General features: G+C 71.3%; 14 protein-coding genes. All 14 read left to right on the top strand.

The genetic code is table 11. The annotated features are described in order from the left end of the window. Window positions 1–19 precede the first annotated feature (19 nt). The 14 genes from ACFXJ5_RS28370 to gatB all read left to right on the top strand — a co-directional run bounded on the left by ACFXJ5_RS28370 (window position 20) and on the right by gatB (window position 17,421). The gene (locus tag ACFXJ5_RS28370) at window positions 20–1,033 is read left to right on the top strand and encodes an ABC transporter ATP-binding protein (protein WP_384636950.1); all 1,014 of its coding nucleotides are present in this window, start codon (window positions 20–22) and stop codon (window positions 1,031–1,033) included. A 76-nt stretch (window positions 1,034–1,109) separates the two neighbouring features. Next, the gene (locus ACFXJ5_RS28365) at window positions 1,110–1,769 is read left to right on the top strand and encodes a trimeric intracellular cation channel family protein (RefSeq protein ID WP_384636947.1); all 660 of its coding nucleotides are present in this window, start codon (window positions 1,110–1,112) and stop codon (window positions 1,767–1,769) included. Window positions 1,770–2,168: 399 nt separating this feature from the next. Beyond that, window positions 2,169–3,338, top strand: coding sequence for a cysteine desulfurase family protein (locus tag ACFXJ5_RS28360; protein ID WP_384636944.1), 1,170 nt, complete (start codon window positions 2,169–2,171; stop codon window positions 3,336–3,338). A gap of 53 nt (window positions 3,339–3,391) precedes the next feature. Further along, a complete protein-coding gene (gene mnmA, locus ACFXJ5_RS28355; protein WP_384636941.1) occupies window positions 3,392–4,555 on the top strand; it encodes a tRNA 2-thiouridine(34) synthase MnmA in 1,164 nt (387 codons plus the stop codon). Continuing rightward, window positions 4,552–5,370 (top strand): PaaX family transcriptional regulator C-terminal domain-containing protein, encoded by an 819-nt coding sequence (locus ACFXJ5_RS28350; protein WP_384636939.1) that lies wholly within the window; start codon window positions 4,552–4,554, stop codon window positions 5,368–5,370. The genes mnmA and ACFXJ5_RS28350 overlap by 4 nt, the downstream gene beginning before the upstream one ends. 138 nt (window positions 5,371–5,508) lie before the next feature. After that, window positions 5,509–7,092, top strand: coding sequence for an MFS transporter (locus tag ACFXJ5_RS28345; protein WP_384636936.1), 1,584 nt, complete (start codon window positions 5,509–5,511; stop codon window positions 7,090–7,092). A 150-nt stretch (window positions 7,093–7,242) separates the two neighbouring features. Next, a complete protein-coding gene (locus ACFXJ5_RS28340; RefSeq protein WP_384636933.1) occupies window positions 7,243–7,932 on the top strand; it encodes an SDR family oxidoreductase in 690 nt (229 codons plus the stop codon). 22 nt (window positions 7,933–7,954) lie between these two features. Next, the gene (locus ACFXJ5_RS28335) at window positions 7,955–8,962 is read left to right on the top strand and encodes a methionine synthase (RefSeq protein WP_384636930.1); all 1,008 of its coding nucleotides are present in this window, start codon (window positions 7,955–7,957) and stop codon (window positions 8,960–8,962) included. A 14-nt stretch (window positions 8,963–8,976) separates the two neighbouring features. Further along, a complete protein-coding gene (gene ligA, locus ACFXJ5_RS28330; protein ID WP_384636927.1) occupies window positions 8,977–11,151 on the top strand; it encodes an NAD-dependent DNA ligase LigA in 2,175 nt (724 codons plus the stop codon). A 182-nt stretch (window positions 11,152–11,333) separates the two neighbouring features. Next, entirely contained in the window at window positions 11,334–13,475 is a 2,142-nt protein-coding gene (locus tag ACFXJ5_RS28325) for a putative bifunctional diguanylate cyclase/phosphodiesterase (protein WP_384636924.1), read from the top strand. Window positions 13,476–13,872: 397 nt separating this feature from the next. Beyond that, window positions 13,873–14,169, top strand: coding sequence for an Asp-tRNA(Asn)/Glu-tRNA(Gln) amidotransferase subunit GatC (gatC, locus tag ACFXJ5_RS28320; RefSeq protein ID WP_384636922.1), 297 nt, complete (start codon window positions 13,873–13,875; stop codon window positions 14,167–14,169). A gap of 5 nt (window positions 14,170–14,174) precedes the next feature. After that, the gene (gene gatA, locus ACFXJ5_RS28315) at window positions 14,175–15,668 is read left to right on the top strand and encodes an Asp-tRNA(Asn)/Glu-tRNA(Gln) amidotransferase subunit GatA (RefSeq protein ID WP_384636919.1); all 1,494 of its coding nucleotides are present in this window, start codon (window positions 14,175–14,177) and stop codon (window positions 15,666–15,668) included. After that, window positions 15,665–15,904, top strand: coding sequence for a hypothetical protein (locus ACFXJ5_RS28310; protein ID WP_384636916.1), 240 nt, complete (start codon window positions 15,665–15,667; stop codon window positions 15,902–15,904). The genes gatA and ACFXJ5_RS28310 overlap by 4 nt, the downstream gene beginning before the upstream one ends. A gap of 5 nt (window positions 15,905–15,909) precedes the next feature. Further along, a complete protein-coding gene (gatB, locus tag ACFXJ5_RS28305; RefSeq protein WP_384636914.1) occupies window positions 15,910–17,421 on the top strand; it encodes an Asp-tRNA(Asn)/Glu-tRNA(Gln) amidotransferase subunit GatB in 1,512 nt (503 codons plus the stop codon). The last annotated feature ends 69 nt before the right edge of the window (window positions 17,422–17,490 follow it).

Here is a 17,490-nt window from a genome sequence, read left to right as displayed (position 1 = left end):
CAACGAACAGGCTGCCGCCATGCCGACGGACAAAGCGACCAAGACCGAGACCGAGCCGCTGCTCCGCGTGAGCGGGCTGGTCAAGCACTTCCCCATCACCAAGGGTGTGCTGCGCCGTCAGGTCGGCGCCGTCAAAGCGGTCGACGGCATCGACTTCCAGGTGATGCCCGGCGAGACACTGGGCGTCGTCGGGGAGTCCGGCTGCGGCAAGTCGACGATGGGCCGGCTGATCACCCGACTGCTCGAACCGACCGGCGGAAAGGTCGAGTTCCAGGGCAGGGACATCACGCATCTCAGCACCGGGGCCATGCGCCCCATGCGCCGGGACGTCCAGATGATCTTCCAGGACCCGTACTCGTCCCTGAACCCCCGGCACACCATCGGCACGATCGTCGGCGCCCCCTTCCGCCTGCAGAAGGTGCAGACCGAGCACGGGGCGAAGAAGGAGGTCCAGGACCTCCTGGAACTCGTCGGCCTCAACCCCGAGCACTACAACCGCTATCCGCACGAGTTCTCCGGCGGCCAGCGACAGCGCATCGGCATCGCCCGGGCGCTCGCGCTCAAGCCCAAGCTGGTCGTGGCGGACGAGCCGGTCTCCGCTTTGGATGTCTCCATCCAGGCGCAGGTCGTCAACCTCCTTGACGACCTGCAGAGCGAGCTGGGGCTCACCTATGTGATCATCGCGCACGACCTGTCGGTCATCCGGCACGTCTCCGACCGCATCGCGGTCATGTACCTCGGCAAGATCGTCGAGGTCGCCGACCGCGAGTCCCTGTACGCCAAGCCGATGCACCCGTACACCAACGCGCTGCTGTCGGCGGTGCCGGTACCGGACCCGAAGCGGCGAACGCAGCGCGAGCGGATTCTCCTGACGGGCGATGTGCCGTCGCCGATCGCCCCGCCGCCGGGCTGCCGCTTCCACACGCGCTGCTGGAAGGCGACCGAGGTCTGCAAGACCACGGAGCCGCCGCTGGTGGCCCTGGCCACCGGGCACGAGGTGGCTTGCCACCACCCGGAAAACGCGCCGGCGTAGTCCCCCCCCGGCCAGGAGGCGGCCAGGAGGTTCGCCTCCTGGCCAGGGCGGGCGGAGGTCCCGTAGAACTGTCGGCGTGCACACCGATTTGTTCAGCCATTCCGTTCAGCATGTCCTCGACCTCGCCGGGATCTTCGTCTTCGCGATCTCCGGGGCGCTGCTCGCGGTCCGCAAGAACTTCGACGTCTTCGGCCTCGCCGTACTCGCCGAGGTCACCGCGCTCGGGGGCGGGCTGATCCGGGATCTGATCATCGGGGCCGTGCCGCCGGCGGCCTTCACCGATCAGGGGTACTTCATCACGCCGCTGATCGCGACGGCCGTGGTCTTCTTCCTCCACCCCGAGGTCGAGCGCATCAACACCACGATCAACGTCTTCGACGCGGCCGGACTCGGCCTCTTCGCCGTCATCGGCACCACCAAGGCGTACGACTACGGGCTCAACCTCACCGCCTCCGCCGCCCTCGGCCTCGCCACGGCCGTGGGCGGCGGCGTGCTCCGGGACGTGCTCGGCAACGAGGTGCCGTCGCTGCTGCGCTGGGACCGGGACCTGTACGCCGTGCCGGCGATGGTCGGCGCGACGATGGTCGTACTCCTGATCCGCTTCGACGCGCTGACCCCGGCGACCGGCGTCGTGGCCGTGATCTGCGCCTTCGTGCTGCGGCTGCTGGCCATGCGGTTCCACTGGCGGGCGCCGAGGGCCTGGCACCGGAGGAGTACGGCGCTGGAGGAAGCGTGAGCGGCACGGCTGCGGTGCCGGTGCCGGTGCGGGTAGCGGTGCCGGTGCCGGTGCGGTCCGGGGCCTCCGGGGCTGGGGGTCCTGGACCGACATATTTACGTGCGTGACGGGTCCTCCGTTGCCTTGCCCGGCATGCCGCACACAAATATGCGGAGCGTCCAGAACCCCCACCCCTGCGACCCCGGCCCTCCCCGCCGCTGTTGCCTGCCGGTCGGGTGGGTGGGCTCCGACCCGGGCCTTCTCGTCGTTGTCGTTGGGTGGTGGGGTGTGGGTGGGTGTGATCTCGGGGCTTTCCGTCGTTGTCGGGTGGCGGTCGTCGGGTGGTGGGGACACGCTCCTTACGGCTGCGACCCGCCGGGGGTCGCGCGCTGGATCCGCGCCCGTAGAATCGGGGGCATCATGGCCTACTTCGACCACGCCGCCACCACTCCGATGCTGCCGGAGGCGGTGCGGGCGATGACTGACCTGCTCGCCGTCACGGGCAATGCCTCCTCCCTCCACGCCTCGGGCCGCGGCGCCCGGCGGCAGGTCGAGGAGTCCCGCGAATCCCTGGCCGCGGCGCTCGGCGCCCGGCCCAGCGAGGTCGTCTTCACGGGAGGTGGCACCGAGGCCGACAACCTCGCGGTCAAGGGCCTGTACTGGGCACGCAGGGACGCCGATCCGCGCCGGACTCGGGTGCTCGTCAGCCCCGTCGAGCACCATGCGGTGCTGGACGCGGTGGACTGGCTCGCCGAGCACGAGGGCGCGCGCGTCGAGTGGCTCCCTGTCGACCCGTACGGGCGCGTCCACCCGGAAGCGCTGCGCGAGGCGATCGCCCGTGAACCGGGGGACGTCGCCCTGGCGATCGTCATGTGGGCCAACAACGAGGTCGGCACGATCATGCCGGTGCGCGAACTGAGCGCTGTGGCCCAGGAGTTCGAGGTCCCGCTGCACTCCGACGCGGTGCAGGCCTTCGGTCAGGTCGAGGTCGACTTCGCTGCGTCGGGGCTCGACGCGATGACCGTCACCGGGCACAAGGTCGGCGGGCCGTACGGGGTCGGCGCGCTCGTTCTGCGCCGGGAGATGACGCCGGTGCCGCTGCTGCACGGCGGCGGCCAGGAGCGCAACGTACGCTCCGGAACGCTGGATGTGCCAGCGATCGCCGCCTTCGCCGTCGCCGGCACGCTGGCGGCGAAGCGGTGCGCCGACTTCGCGCGGGAAGTGGGTGCCCTGCGCGACGACCTCATCGCCAAGGTACGCGCCGCCGTCCCGGACGCCGTACTGAACGGCGACCCCTCGGCGGAGGGCCGCCTCCCGGCCAACGCCCACTTCTCGTTCCCCGGCTGCGAAGGCGACTCCCTGCTGTTGCTGCTGGACGCCCAGGGCATCGAATGCTCCACCGGCTCCGCCTGCACGGCCGGGGTGCCCCAGCCCAGCCACGTGCTGCTGGCCATGGGCTCCGACCCCGACCTCGCCCGCGGCTCCCTGCGGTTTTCGCTGGGCCACACGTCCACCCAGGCCGACGTCGACGCCCTCGCCAAAGCCATCGGCCCCGTCGCCGACCGCGCCCGCCGCGCCGGCCTGATGTAGCCCCCGGCTCTCTCGCCGTCGGCGGCCGACGGTGCCATTACTCTGGTAGGGCTATGACTGACTTCCCCGGTGCACCCACGAACCCCGGCGACGGCCGCCGCCTCCGCGTGCTGGCCGCGATGAGCGGCGGCGTGGACTCCGCCGTGGCCGCGGCCCGCGCGGCCGATGCGGGGCATGACGTGACGGGCGTGCACCTCGCGCTCTCCGCGAACCCGAAATCGTTCCGTACCGGCGCACGCGGGTGCTGCACGATCGAGGACAGCCACGACGCACGCCGCGCCGCGGATGTGATCGGCATCCCCTTCTACGTGTGGGACCTGGCGGACCGCTTCCGGGAGGACGTGGTCGAGGACTTCTTCGCCGAGTACGCCGAGGGCCGCACCCCGAATCCTTGCCTGCGCTGCAATGAGAAGATCAAGTTCGCGGCGCTGCTGGACAAGGCGATAGCCCTCGGCTTCGACGCCGTCTGTACGGGCCATTACGCCACCGTCGTCGTCAACCCCGACGGCACCCGCGAGCTGCACCGGGCGAGCGACGCCGCCAAGGACCAGTCGTACGTGCTGGGGGTGCTGGACGAGCGGCAGCTCGCGCACGCGCTCTTCCCGCTGGGTGACACGCTCACCACGAAGGAGGAGATCCGCGCCGAGGCGGCGGCCCGCAGGCTGTCCGTGGCGAAGAAGCCGGACAGTCACGACATCTGCTTCATCGCGGACGGCGATACGCAGGGCTTCCTGGCCAAGCGACTGGGCACCGCCGAGGGGGACATCCTCGACGAGGACGGCATGAAGCTCGGCACCCACACCGGCGCTTACGGGTTCACCGTCGGCCAGCGCAAGGGGTTGCGACTCGGGGTGCCGGCGGCCGACGGGAAGCCGCGGTACGTGCTGGACATCTCGCCGGTGAACAACACGGTCACCGTGGGACCGGCCGACGCGCTGGACGTCACCGCCCTGACGGCCATCCGCCCGCGCTGGTGCGGGACCCCGCCCGTCGCGGGGGTCCCGGCGGCGTACACCGCCCAGCTGCGCGCGCACGGGGCCGATGTCCCCGTCACGGCGGAGGTGGTCGAGGGCGAGCTGAGGGTCCGCTTCACCGGGGAGCCGGTGCGGGGGATCGCGCCCGGCCAGGCGGTCGTCCTGTACGACGGCACGCGCGTCGTCGGTTCGGCCACGATCGCGACGACGGAGCGCCGTACGCAGGCGCACGCCACCGCGTGACGTCACCGGGTCAGCAGGCGGCGGCCCGGCCGCAGTCGCTGATGCTGAGCTTCTTCGGCATCCATGTGCTGGGGCAGGGCACAGCCGTGGCCACGGCCAGCCTGATCGATGTCTTCGGGCGGGTCGGGGTGGGCGAGGAGGCGGTACGGTCCACGCTGACGCGAATGGTCGGGCGCGGGCTGTTGGTGCGTCACCGGGTGGGCCGCAAGACGTACTTCGGGCTGACGGAGCGGGCGGCGTCCGTGCTGCAGGACGGGTACGACCGGATCTGGCACACCGGCGCGGTGAACCGGGACTGGGACGGCACCTGGACGCTGGTGGGGTACTCCCTCCCCGAGGCGTGGCGGCGTGAGCGGCACGACCTGCGCTCGCGGTTGGTGTGGGGCGGCTTCGGGTTGCTGCAGAACGGCCTGTGGGTGGCGCCCGGCGCGGTGGACGTGCCGGCGCTGGTCGAGGGGCTGGGGCTGGACGACCACTTGAAGGTCTTCCGGGGCGCGGCCGCCGCCGGGCCCACCGACGCCCGTACGGTGCTGGAGACGGCCTTCGACGTCGAGGCGGTCGCCGAGGGGTACCGGGATTTCCTCGAGCGCTGGGGCGCGGAGGCCGAGGGCGTCGGTGACCTGGCCCGCCAGTTGCTGCTGCACACGGACTGGCTGGAGCAGGTCCGTACCGACCCGCATCTGCCGGCCGAGCATCTGCCCGAGGACTGGCCCGCCGCGCGTGCCGAGGAGCTGTTCCAGTCGCTGGCGAAGGCCTACGAGGGTCCGGCGCGCGGTGAGGCCGCGCTGCTGCTGGACACGATTCCCGTCACCTGAGTCCCACCCGTAGCGCCGTTATGGGATAGCCGTCGGGAAACATGGGGCAATCCATTGACGGCCGTCGAAAAAGAGCCCTACATTCGAGCGAATCTCGGAGCGCCGCTGCCGTACAACGCCGTACATAGGGAGCATTTCGTGTCCACTCAAACCCGCACCACCCCCGGCCTCGGGGCCGGAAGCGCCTCGCCGGGCGGCGGTCTGCCCCTCGGCACGCTGATCGCAGGCTGTTTCGCCGTCTGCCTGGCCCAGATCGCGCTGGCCATGCCGGCCACCCTGAACGGACTGTTCCAGGAGGATCTGCACCCCATCGGCTCCCAGCTCACCTGGATCTCGGACGCCTTCCTGCTGCCCGTCACCGTCCTCGAGCTGACCTTCGGCGTCCTCGGCGACCTCTTCGGCCGTAAGCGGCTGCTGGTCGGCGGGTCCGCGCTGCTGCTCCTCGGTGAGGTCGTGGCCGCCGCCGCGAGCGGTGTGCACCAGCTGTGGATCGGCCAGGTCATCGCCGGCCTCGGCGCCGCCGCCCTCTTCCCGACCTCCCTGGCCGTCATCGCCGCCGGTACCCACACCGCCCGCGACCGCGCCCGTACGATCGCGATCTGGGCCGCCGCCCTGTCCAGCGGTGGCTTCGTCGCCCCCGTCCTCGGCGGCATCACCGGCAACTACGGGTCGTGGCGCATCGCCTTCGTCGTCGTGGCCGGACTGGCCGCCGTCAGCACCCTGCTCAGCCAGCTCTTCGCGCACAACTCCAGCGCCCCCGAAGGCCGTTCGCTGGACCTGGCCGGCCAGATCACCGTGGGCGTCGGCATGTTCGCCCTGCTGTACGCGGTCATCCAGGGCCCCACGGACGGCTGGACCGCGACCCCGGTCGTCATCGCCTACGTCCTCGCCGCCGTCTTCATCGGCCTGTTCATCGCGGCCGAACGGCGCGCCGCCTCACCGCTGTTGCGCCTGGACCTGTTCAAGAACCGCGCCTTCGCGGTGGCCTCGATCGTCGCCGTCGTCGGCATGTTCAGCTACCTCGGCACCGCCTACGCCACCAGCATCCGGCTCGGCCCGATCCAGCACCAGAGCCCGCTGCGCTCCTCGGTCGCCTTCATCCTCCTCAACAGCTGGACCCTGCTCCTGATGCCGCTGATCTCCCGGCTCCTGGAGAAGGTCAGCCCGCGCTGGGTGCTCGGCGGCGGCCTCGGGCTGATAGCCGTCGGCGACTTCATCGCCGCCACCCTCCCGGTCGGCGACCGTGCGCTCACCTCGCTCATCCTGCCCATCGGCCTGGTCGGCATCGGCTTCGCGTTCACCGTCTCCTCGATCACCGCCACCGCCGTCAACACCGTCCCCGTCCACTACGCCGGCATGGCCAGCGCCTCCACCAGCCTGCTGCGTGACTTCGGCTTCACCCTCGGCCCGGCCGTCATCGGCGCCATCGCCCTGTCCCGCGCCGCCTCCGAGTTCACCACCAAGCTCGCCTCCTCCGACCTCACCGCCCAGGTCAAGGCCGCCGCCACCGAAGTCGCCCACGAAGGCGGCCCCCTCGCCGTCAACTCCGTCCCCGCCACCACCCCGCCCGGCCATGCCTCCTCCCTCGCCCTCGAGGCCCTCGGCCACGGCTACTCCGTCGGCTACATCGTCTGCGGCATCGCCGCCATCGCCTCCTGCCTGCTGGCGTTGGTCGCCCTGCGCTCCGCCGACGGGACGGAGCCGGTCGACGCCGATGGCTGAGGTGACGCTTCGCGGGTGCTCCCTGCCCGTGGGTGGGTAGCCGGGCATCCGCGCACCTCCTTCCCCCCCTCGCGACGCGTCGCTGCTTCGGGGTGCTGCGCCGACCTCCGGCCGTCGGCATCCGGTGACGGGGATGGGATCATGGTCGGCATGGCGACTCATCTGATCACCGGGGCCGGTTCCGGCATCGGCGCCGCCGTCGCGCGGCGCCTCATCGAGCGGGGCGACCAGCTGTGGCTGCTGGCGCGTGACGCGGGGCGGGCGAAGGAACTGGCGGTGGGCTTCCCCGGGGCTCGTACGCTGGTCGGGGACCTGGCGGAGCCGGAGCGGCTGTCGTGGGCGCTGTCGCACCAGGAGCTGCCGGAGCGGCTGGACTCGCTGCACCACATCGCGGGCATCGTCGAGCTGGGCGCGATCGGCGAACTCACCCCGAAGATCTGGCAGCAGACGCTGGCGGCCAATCTGGTCGCCCCTGCCGAGCTGACCCGGCTCGTCCTGCCCCAACTGCGGCTGGCGCGCGGCCATGTCGTCTTCGTCAACTCCGGCGCGGGCCTGAACGCGCACGCCGAGTGGGGCGCGTACGCCGCCAGCAAGCACGCGCTGAAGGGGCTCGCCGACGCGCTGCGCCTGGAGGAGCACGGCAACGGCGTCCGCGTCACCTCGGTCTACCCGGGCCGGACGGCGACCCCGATGCAGGCCAAGGTGCACCGGCATGAGGGCAAGGAGTACGACGCCGCGCGCTGGATCGACCCGGAGTCGGTGGCGACGACCATCCTCACGGCGATCGATCTGCCGCGCGATGCGGAGATCTACGACCTCACGGTGCGACCGGGACGTTAGGCGGGTCTCGTACGCTTCGTGCGTGAGTACGGATGAGTTTGTGCTGCCCGAAGGGGCGGCGACGGGGATCGGGTCCATGCCGGGCGAGGACGCCCGGGAGGCGGCGCGTACGTCGACGGGGGCGCTGGAGGCGCTGCCCTTCCTGCCTGAGCTGCCGGCCCGGGGTCCCGGCGCGGACATGCTCGGGCGGACGCTCGGGATGCTGGTCGAGCTGTACGCCCGGGTGGAGCCCAGCGGCTGGCGGTTCGGGGACCGGCCCGGGCGGGACACCCGGCGGGCCAGGGCGTGGCTGGGCGAGGACCTGGACGCGCTGGAGGAGTTCACGCAAGGGTACGGCGGCGTACTGAAGGTGCAGGCCGTCGGCCCGTGGACGCTGGCGGCCGGCGTCGAGCTCAAGAACGGCGAGGCCGCGCTGTCCGACGCCGGGGCCTGCCGGGACCTCACCGAGTCCCTCACCGAAGGCCTTCGGCTGCACGTCGCCGACGTACGCCGCCGCATCCCCGGCGCGCAGCTCGTCCTGCAGTTGGACGAGCCCTCGCTGACCGCTGTCCTGCTCGGGCGCATCAGGTCGGCCAGCGGCTACCGGACGTACCGGGCGGTGGACCGCCAGGTGGTGGAGGGCGGCCTGCGGGAGGTGATCGGCGGTGTCGGGGCGCCGGTGATCGCCCACTCGTGCGCGCCGGAGGTGCCCTTCGCGCTGCTGCGCCGTGCCGGGGTCGCCGGGGTGTCGTTCGACTTCGACTTGCTGACGGAGAGTGACTGGGACGACTTCGGGGAGGCCGCCGAAGCGGGGACCGCGCTGTTCGCCGGTGTCGTGCCGGGCACGGACTCCCGATTGTCAGACCCTGCCGGTAGCGTCAGTGGTGTTCGGGCGCTGTGGCGCAGGCTGGGACTGGCACCGGGGGCCTTGGGCCGCTCCGTTGCCGTCACCCCGTCCTGCGGTCTGGCGGGGGCCTCACCGGCCTATGCCCGTGCCGTGCTCGAGCACTGCTCGAAGGCTGCACGATCGCTCGTCGACAACCCAGAGTGAGGAAGGACGGGGAAGTGGAGATTCCTGCCGAGGTACGCGAGCAGCACGGCCGGCTGGCCGAAGAGGTCGAGGAGCACCGCTTCCGTTACTACGTCAACGACGCACCGGTCGTCAGCGACGCCGACTTCGACCGCCTGCTGCGGAAGCTCGAGGCGCTGGAGGAGGAGTATCCGGAGCTGCGCACCCCCGACTCCCCGACGCAGAAGGTCGCGGGTGCGTACGCGACCGAGTTCACCTCCGTCCAGCACCGCGAGCGCATGCTCTCCCTCGACAACGCCTTCGAGGACGAGGAGCTGGACGCCTGGGCCGAGCGCATCGTCGCCGAACTGGGCCCCCCCGACAACGAACACAGCCCGTACCACTTCCTGTGCGAGCTCAAGGTGGACGGCCTCGCCGTCAACCTCACGTACGAGCACGGCCGGCTCACCCGCGCCGCGACCCGGGGCGACGGCCGCACCGGTGAGGACATCACGCCCAACGTCCGCACCATCGCCGAGATCCCGGACCGGCTGGCCGGGGACCGGATCCCGGCGCTGGTCGAGATCCGCGGCGAGGTCTACTTCCCCATGGAGAAGTTCGAGGAGCTTAACGCCCGCCTGGTCGAGGCGGGTGACAAGCCCTTCGCCAACCCGCGCAACGCGGCGGCCGGTTCGCTGCGCCAGAAGGACCCCCGGGTCACCGCGAGCCGCCCGCTGCACATGGTGGTGCACGGCATCGGCGCCCGTGAGGGCTTCGACATCGACCGGCTGTCGCAGGCGTACGACCTGCTGCGCGACTGGGGCCTGCCGACCACCACCCACGCCCGCGTCGTGGACACCCTCGCCGAGGTCAAGGAGGTCATCGCCTACTACGGCGAGCACCGCCATGACGTCGAGCACGAGATCGACGGCATCGTCATCAAGATCGACGAGATCCCGCTCCAGGGCCGCCTCGGGTCCACCGCCCGCGCCCCGCGCTGGGCCATCGCCTGGAAGTACGCCCCCGAAGAGGTCAACACCAAGCTGGTCGACATCCGGGTCGGCGTAGGACGCACCGGCCGAGTCACGCCCTATGCCGTGGTCGAGCCGGTCAAGGTCGCCGGTTCCGAGGTCGAGTTCGCCACCCTGCACAACCAGGACGTGGTCAAGGCCAAGGGCGTGCTCATCGGCGACACCGTGGTGCTGCGCAAGGCCGGCGACGTCATCCCGGAGATCCTCGGCCCGGTCGCCGATCTGCGGGACGGCACCGAGCGGGAGTTCGTGATGCCCGCCGAGTGCCCGGAGTGCGGTTCGGAGCTACGCCCGATGAAGGAGGGGGACATCGACCTTCGGTGCCCCAACGCCCGCTCCTGCCCCGCCCAGTTGCGCGAGCGGCTGTTCTACCTCGGCGGCCGCAGGTGCCTCGACATCGAGAGCTTCGGCTATGTCGCGGCCGCCGCCCTCACCAAGCCGCTGGAGCCTGCCGATCCTCCGCTGCGCGACGAGGGCGACCTGTTCGACCTCAAGGTCGAGGACCTGCTCCCCATCAGGGCGTACGTACTCGACCAGGACACCGGACTGCCCAAGCGCGACCCGGAGAGCGGCGAGCCGAAGATCGCCACGGTCTTCGCCAACCAGAAGGGCGAGCCGAAGAAGAACACCCTGGCCATGCTGGACAACATCCAGGCCGCCAAGCAGCGCCCGCTGGCCCGGATCATCACCGGGCTGTCGATCCGTCACGTCGGCCCGGTCGCCGCCGAGGCCCTGGCCCGTGAGTTCCGCGACCTGGACCGGATCAAGGACGCGGGCGAGGAGGAGCTGGCGGCGGTCGAGGGCGTCGGCCCGACCATCGCGGCCTCGCTCAAGCAGTGGTTCGCCGAGGACTGGCACCTGGAGATCATCGAGAAGTGGCGGCGGGCCGGGGTCAAGTTCACCGAGGAGGGCTCCGACGAAGGGCCGCGCCCCCTCGAAGGGCTCACCGTCGTCGTCACCGGCACCCTCGCCACATACACCCGGGACGGCGCGAAGGAGGCGCTCGGCAGCCGTGGGGCGAAGGTCACCGGGTCGGTGTCGAAGAAGACCGACTTCGTGGTGGTCGGCGACAACCCCGGCTCGAAGTACGACAAGGCCATCCAGCTGAAGGTGCCGGTCCTGGACGAGGACGGCTTCGGCGTACTCCTCGAACAAGGTGCCGAAGCGGCCCGGGCGGCGGCGGTCAACCCTGCCGAGTGACGGCACGTCATCACCCGTTCGGCCGATACCAGAAGGATCCGGGCGGCCAGGTCGCAATCGGGCAACAGCAGCCGATCGGTGCCCGTGGCAGCCTTATCCGGCCTACTGTTGAGAAGCGCGCCTCCATCCCGTGGGCCAAAGGCGTGATCGATCCACCGGCACGGGCTGCGAGAGGGACGGGCATGGAACCGACGGACAGCGCCGGACCGGCGCGGCGGCTGAGTCAGTCGGCCGCGCCGGCGCTGCCATCGGCAGCACTGAGGTACGCGGTCGTCGGCGCCGCCGGGCTGGCACTCGGCACCGGTGTCACCCGGGTCCGACTGGACGGCGACGCGCTCTTCCCCGGCGGCACCGTGGGCTGGGCCTTCGCCGTCCTGACCGGCATCATCGTCGGCCATCTCGTCGCCATGGGCCGCGACCGCTGGTGGGGCGGCACGGGATCCGGCGCCTCGCTGACCCTGGCCATGCTCCTGCTCTACGGCTGGGTGCCCGCCGTCCTGGTCAGCCTGGCCGTCGTCGTACTCGTCGGCTGCGCCCGCCGGCACCGCTGGCGGCAGGCCATGCTGCACGGCGCCGTCGACATCCTCGGCATCGGCGCGGCCTCGCTGGGACTGGCCGCCTTCGGCACCCATCCCTCGGCCGAGCAGCCCTGGTACCCCTCCACTTGGGGGATGGCCGCCGTACCGGCTGTCGTCGTCTCCGCGCTCGCCTACCTCGCTGCGACCCGCACCCTTCTGTGGTATGCCATCGTCCCGCGCGACGGCGGACTGCCGACGGTGGCCCGTACGGCACTGATCCGGCAGGGGCTCGTCGGCGTCGCGCTGCTCGGCATCTCGCCGCTCATCATCGTCGTCGCCGTACAACTCCCCGTACTGCTCCCGCTCTTCGCGGTGCCGCTCATCGCGCTGGACTCCACGCTCTGGATCGCGCACGCCCGGGCCGAGGAGCAGCTGCGGGATCCCCTCACCGGGCTGCCGAACCGGCAGTGGCTGCTGGAGCGCGCCTGGACGGCAATTGACGACGCGCAGCGCAACGGGGACCGGACGGCCCTGGTGCTGATCGACCTGGACAAGTTCCGCTCCGTCAACGACACCCTCGGGCACATGGCCGGCGACCGGCTGCTGCTGCAGATCGCCGACCGCCTGCGGCTCGCCCTCCCCAGGGGCGCCGAGGCCGCCCGGCTCGGCGGTGACGAGTTCGCGGTGCTGCTGCCGACCTGCGACTCGCCGACCCGGGCCCAGCGGATCGCCCGGACGCTGGTGGCCGCGCTGAGCTCGCCCTTAAGCCTCGACGGTCTGACCCTGGTTCTCGAAGCGAGCGCCGGGGTCGCCGTCTATCCGGACCACGCCGGCGATGCGGAGGGCCTGCTGCGGCGCGCCGACGTCGCGATGTACCAGGCGAAACGTGACCGCAGCGGCGTCGAGGTCTACGAGGCCAAGCGCGACGGCAACACCCCCGACCGGCTCGGCCTCCTCGGCGACCTGCGCCGCGCGCTGGACGCCGGCGACGTCGAACTGCACTACCAGCCCAAGGTCCGCTTCGACGGGCAGGTGGTCGGGCTCGAGGCGCTGGTGCGCTGGGTCCACCCGGAGCGCGGCCGGGTCAGCCCCGAGGACTTCATCGCCATCGCCGAGACCTCCGGGCTCATGCCGCACCTCACGGAGTACGTCCTGGAGAAGGCGCTCGGCCAGATCGCCCGCTGGCGGGCCATGGGGCTCGAAGTGCCGGTCGCCGTCAATGTCTCGCCGCGCGACGTGCACTCGCCCGGCTTCGCCGGTGCGGTGGCCGCGCGGCTGGCTCGGCACGGGGTCCCGCCGGGGGCGCTCCAGCTGGAGATAACGGAACACGTACTCCTCGAGGACCCGCAGCGGGCCGCGGACACCCTCGCTGGGCTGACCGGGCACGGCGTGAAGATGTCGCTGGACGACTTCGGCACCGGGTACTCGTCGCTGGTCCATCTGCGGCGGCTGCCGGTGAGCGAGCTCAAGATCGACCGGTCGTTCGTGGCCCGGCTCGTCGTCGATGCGGAGGACGCGGAGATCGTGCGCTGCACGATCGACCTCGCGCACTCACTCGGTCTTCTCGTCGTCGCGGAGGGCGTCGAGGACGACGAGACCTGGGAGCGGCTCCGGGACCTGGGGTGCGACGCCATCCAGGGCTGGCTGGTCGCCGCCGCGATGCCGCCGGACGAGACCACGGCGTGGTTGCGGCTTCGCGGCCGTACGGGCTGGCACCGCCCGAGGGAGCTCGAGGCTGCGCCCACGCCGGCGCCCACGCCTGTGGCGCCCACGCCTGCGGCGCAGGCTGTGCCGGACGTCGGCTGAGCCGCGCTCCCGGCTGCGCCCGGCCTGCGGCCGGGCGGTGTTTCCCACCCTCCCCCAGCCTTCGGCCGGGGGACCCCCATCTCGCTTCGCTCGCCCGTGCGGCTCTGTTCTTCGGCTGACGGTGGCTCCTCTGGGTGGTTACGCCCCGCCGGTGGCTTCGGGCCACTGCACGGAGAGCCGCCGACGGCGTGCAACCACCCACAAGGGCCACCGAAAGCCGACAACGACTGCCGCACGGGTGGTGCGGGTGGGAAACACCGCCCGGCCGCCAGGCCGGGCGCACTGCCCACGCAGTGGGCGCCGACGAAGGCGGGTACGCAAAGCGTTTCGCCCCGTGGGGGCCCGCCCCCATAGGATTGGCCCGAAAACACCAAACTCACCCCCAGAGGATCGCTGCATGCCTGGCATCACGCGCGAGGAGGTCGCCCACCTCGGCCGGCTGTCGCGTCTTGAGCTGAAGGACGAAGAGCTCGACCACTTCGCCTCGCAGCTGGACGAGATCATCGGCGCGGTAGCCCGCGTCTCCGAGGTGGCCGGCGAGGACGTACCCCCGACCTCCCACCCGCTGCCGTTGACCAATGTCATGCGCCCTGACGAGGTAGGGCCCTGCCTGACCCCGGCGGAGGCGCTGTCCGGCGCCCCGGCCCAGGAGCAGCAGCGCTTCAAGGTGCCGCAGATCCTGGGGGAGGACTGATCACGATGACCGATCTCACCAGGCTCAACGCAGCCGAGACCGCCGCGACCATCGCGTCCGGCGAGGCGTCCGCCGTCGAGGTGGCCCAGGCGCACCTGGACCGCATCGGCGCGGTGGACGAGAAGGTGCACGCCTTCCTGCACGTCGACACCGAGGGCGCCCTCAAGGCGGCCAGGGCGGTCGACGACAAGCGCGCCGCCGGCGAGAAGCTCGGCCCGCTCGCGGGAGTGCCGCTCGCCCTGAAGGACATCTTCACCACGAAGGGCGTCCCGACGACCGTCGGCAGCAAGATCCTCGACGGTTGGATCCCGCCGTACGACGCGACGGTCACCACCCGCCTGCGGAACGCCGGAATCGTGATCCTCGGCAAGACCAACATGGACGAGTTCGCCATGGGGTCCTCCACCGAGAACAGCGCCTACGGCCCGACCGGCAACCCGTGGGACCTCACCCGGATCCCGGGCGGCTCCGGCGGTGGCAGTGCCGCCGCCCTGGCGTCGTTCCAGGCGCCGCTGGCGATCGGCACGGACACCGGCGGTTCCATCCGCCAGCCCGCCGCCGTCACCGGCACGGTCGGCGTCAAGCCGACGTACGGCGCGGTGTCCCGGTACGGCATGGTGGCGTTCAGCTCGTCCCTCGACCAGGGCGGGCCCTGCGCCCGTACGGTCCTGGACGCGGCGCTGCTGCACGAGGCCATCGCGGGCCACGACCCGATGGACTCGACGTCGATCGACGCGCCCGTGCCGCCGGTCGTCGAGGCCGCGCGCAACGGCAACGTCAAGGGACTTCGGGTAGGCGTCGTCAAGGAGTTCAGCGGCGAGGGCTACCAGGCCGGCGTCGTCGAGCGCTTCAACGACGCGGTGGAGCTGTTGCGTGAGCTGGGCGCGGAGATCGTCGAGCTCTCCTGCCCCTCCTTCACGTACGCGCTGGCCGCGTACTACCTGATCGCCCCCTCCGAGGCGTCCTCGAACCTCGCCCGCTTCGACGGCCTGCGCTACGGCCTGCGGGTCGGCGACGACGGCACCCGCTCGGCCGAGGAGGTCACCGCCCTCACCCGCGAGGCCGGGTTCGGCCCCGAGGTGAAGCGCCGGATCATGCTCGGTACGTACGCGCTCAGCTCCGGCTACTACGACGCGTACTACGGCAGCGCCCAGAAGGTTCGCACCCTCATCACGCGGGACTTCGAGCGCTCCTTCGGCTCGGTCGACGTGATCATCTCGCCGACCACGCCGACGACCGCCTTCCCGATCGGGGAGCGGGCGGACGACCCGATGGCGATGTACCTCGCCGACCTGTGCACCATCCCGGCCAACCTGGCGGGCAACTCGGCCATGTCCGTACCGTGCGGGCTCGCCCCCGAGGACGGGCTGCCGGTGGGTCTGCAGATCATCGCGCCCGCCCTGGCCGACGACCGGCTCTACCGTGTCGGTGCCGCCGTGGAGGCGGGCTTCACCGCACGCTGGGGGCACCCGCTGCTGGAGGAGGCACCGACACTGTGAGCAAGCTGGAGAAGGCCAAGGGCTTCAAGAAGAGCAAGCCCGGCACCTACCTGTCCATCGGTACGACCCTCTTCGGCACCCTCGGTGTCATCAAGCAGGTGAAGAGGGGCAAGGCCGAGAACGACAAGCTGCTGCTGCTGGACGCGGTGATCAGTGCCGCGGCCATCGCGACCGGCATCGCGCTGCTGGTGCGCGAGCTGCGCCGGCTGGGCGACGACGACGTGCTGGCGGGTTGATAGGAATGACTGTGACTCACGACCTGGTGTCATACGAGGACGCCCTCGCGGCGTACGACCCGGTGATGGGCCTCGAGGTCCACGTCGAACTCGGCACCAAGACCAAGATGTTCTGCGGCTGTTCCACCACGCTCGGAGCCGAGCCCAACAGCCAGGTCTGCCCTGTCTGCCTGGGCCTGCCCGGCGCGCTGCCGGTGGTCAACGCGATCGGCGTCGAGTCGGCCGTCAAGATCGGTCTCGCGCTCAACTGCGAGATCGCCGAGTGGTGCCGCTTCGCCCGGAAGAACTACTTCTACCCGGACATGCCGAAGAACTTCCAGACCTCCCAGTACGACGAGCCGATCGCCTTCAACGGCTATCTGGACGTCTCGCTGGAGGACGGCGAGGTCTTCCGGGTGCAGATCGAACGCGCCCACATGGAGGAGGACACCGGCAAGTCGCTCCACGTCGGCGGCTCCACCGGCCGTATCCACGGCGCGTCCCACTCGCTGCTCGACTACAACCGGGCCGGCATCCCGCTGATCGAGATCGTCACCAAGCCCATCGAGGGCGCGGGCGCGCGGGCGCCGGAGGTGGCGAAGGCGTACGTCGCCGAGCTGCGCGAGCTGATCAAGGCGCTGGGCGTCTCCGAGGCCCGTATGGAGCAGGGCCAGATGCGCTGCGACGTCAACCTGTCGCTGCGGCCGCACGGGCGCGAGAAGTTCGGCACCCGCAGCGAGACCAAGAACGTCAACTCGCTGCGCAGTGTCGAGCGCGCCGCCCGCTACGAGATCCAGCGGCACGCGGCGGTGCTCAACTCCGGCGGCACGATCATCCAGGAGACCCGGCACTTCCACGAGGAGGACGGCTCCACCACCCCCGGCCGGATCAAGGAGGAGGCCGAGGACTACCGGTACTTCCCCGAGCCCGACCTCGTCCCGATCGCGCCGGCGCGTGACTGGGTCGAGGAACTGCGTGCCGGACTGCCCGAGCTGCCGAGCGTACGGCGCAAGCGGCTGCAGGAGGACTGGGGCATCTCCGAACACGAGATGCAGTCCGTCCTCAACGCTGGTGCCATCGACCTGATCGTCGCCACGATCGAGGCCGGGGCGGACGCGGCGTCGGCCCGCAAGTGGTGGATGGGCGAGCTGGCCCGCCGTTCCAACGAGGACGGCGTGGAGCTTGCCGAGCTGCCGATCACCGCGGCGCAGGTCGCCCGGGTCTCGGCGCTGGTCGCGTCCGGTGACCTCAACGACAAGCTGGCCCGGCAGGTCATCGAGGGCGTGCTCGCCGGCGAGGGCGACCCGGACACCGTCGTCGACAAGCGCGGCCTCAAGGTCGTCTCGGACGAGGGCGCCCTCGGCGCCGCCGTCGACGAGGCCATCGCGGCCAACGGCGCCATCGCCGACAAGATCCGCGGCGGCAACCTCGCGGCGGCCGGCGCGCTCATCGGTGCGGTCATGAAGATCACCCGAGGCCAGGCCGATGCCAAGCGGGTCCGCGAGCTGGTGCTGGAGAAGCTCGGCGTCCAGGGCTGAGCTGCACGTACGCAGGGCGAGGGGCGGGGGGGGCCGGGCGGGGGTCCCCCCCCCCCCCCCCAAAAACCC

Source organism: Streptomyces sp. NPDC059373 (genome assembly GCF_042751495.1).
GTDB lineage: Bacteria > Actinomycetota > Actinomycetes > Streptomycetales > Streptomycetaceae > Actinacidiphila.
This window is presented reverse-complemented; position numbering and strand designations above follow the sequence as displayed.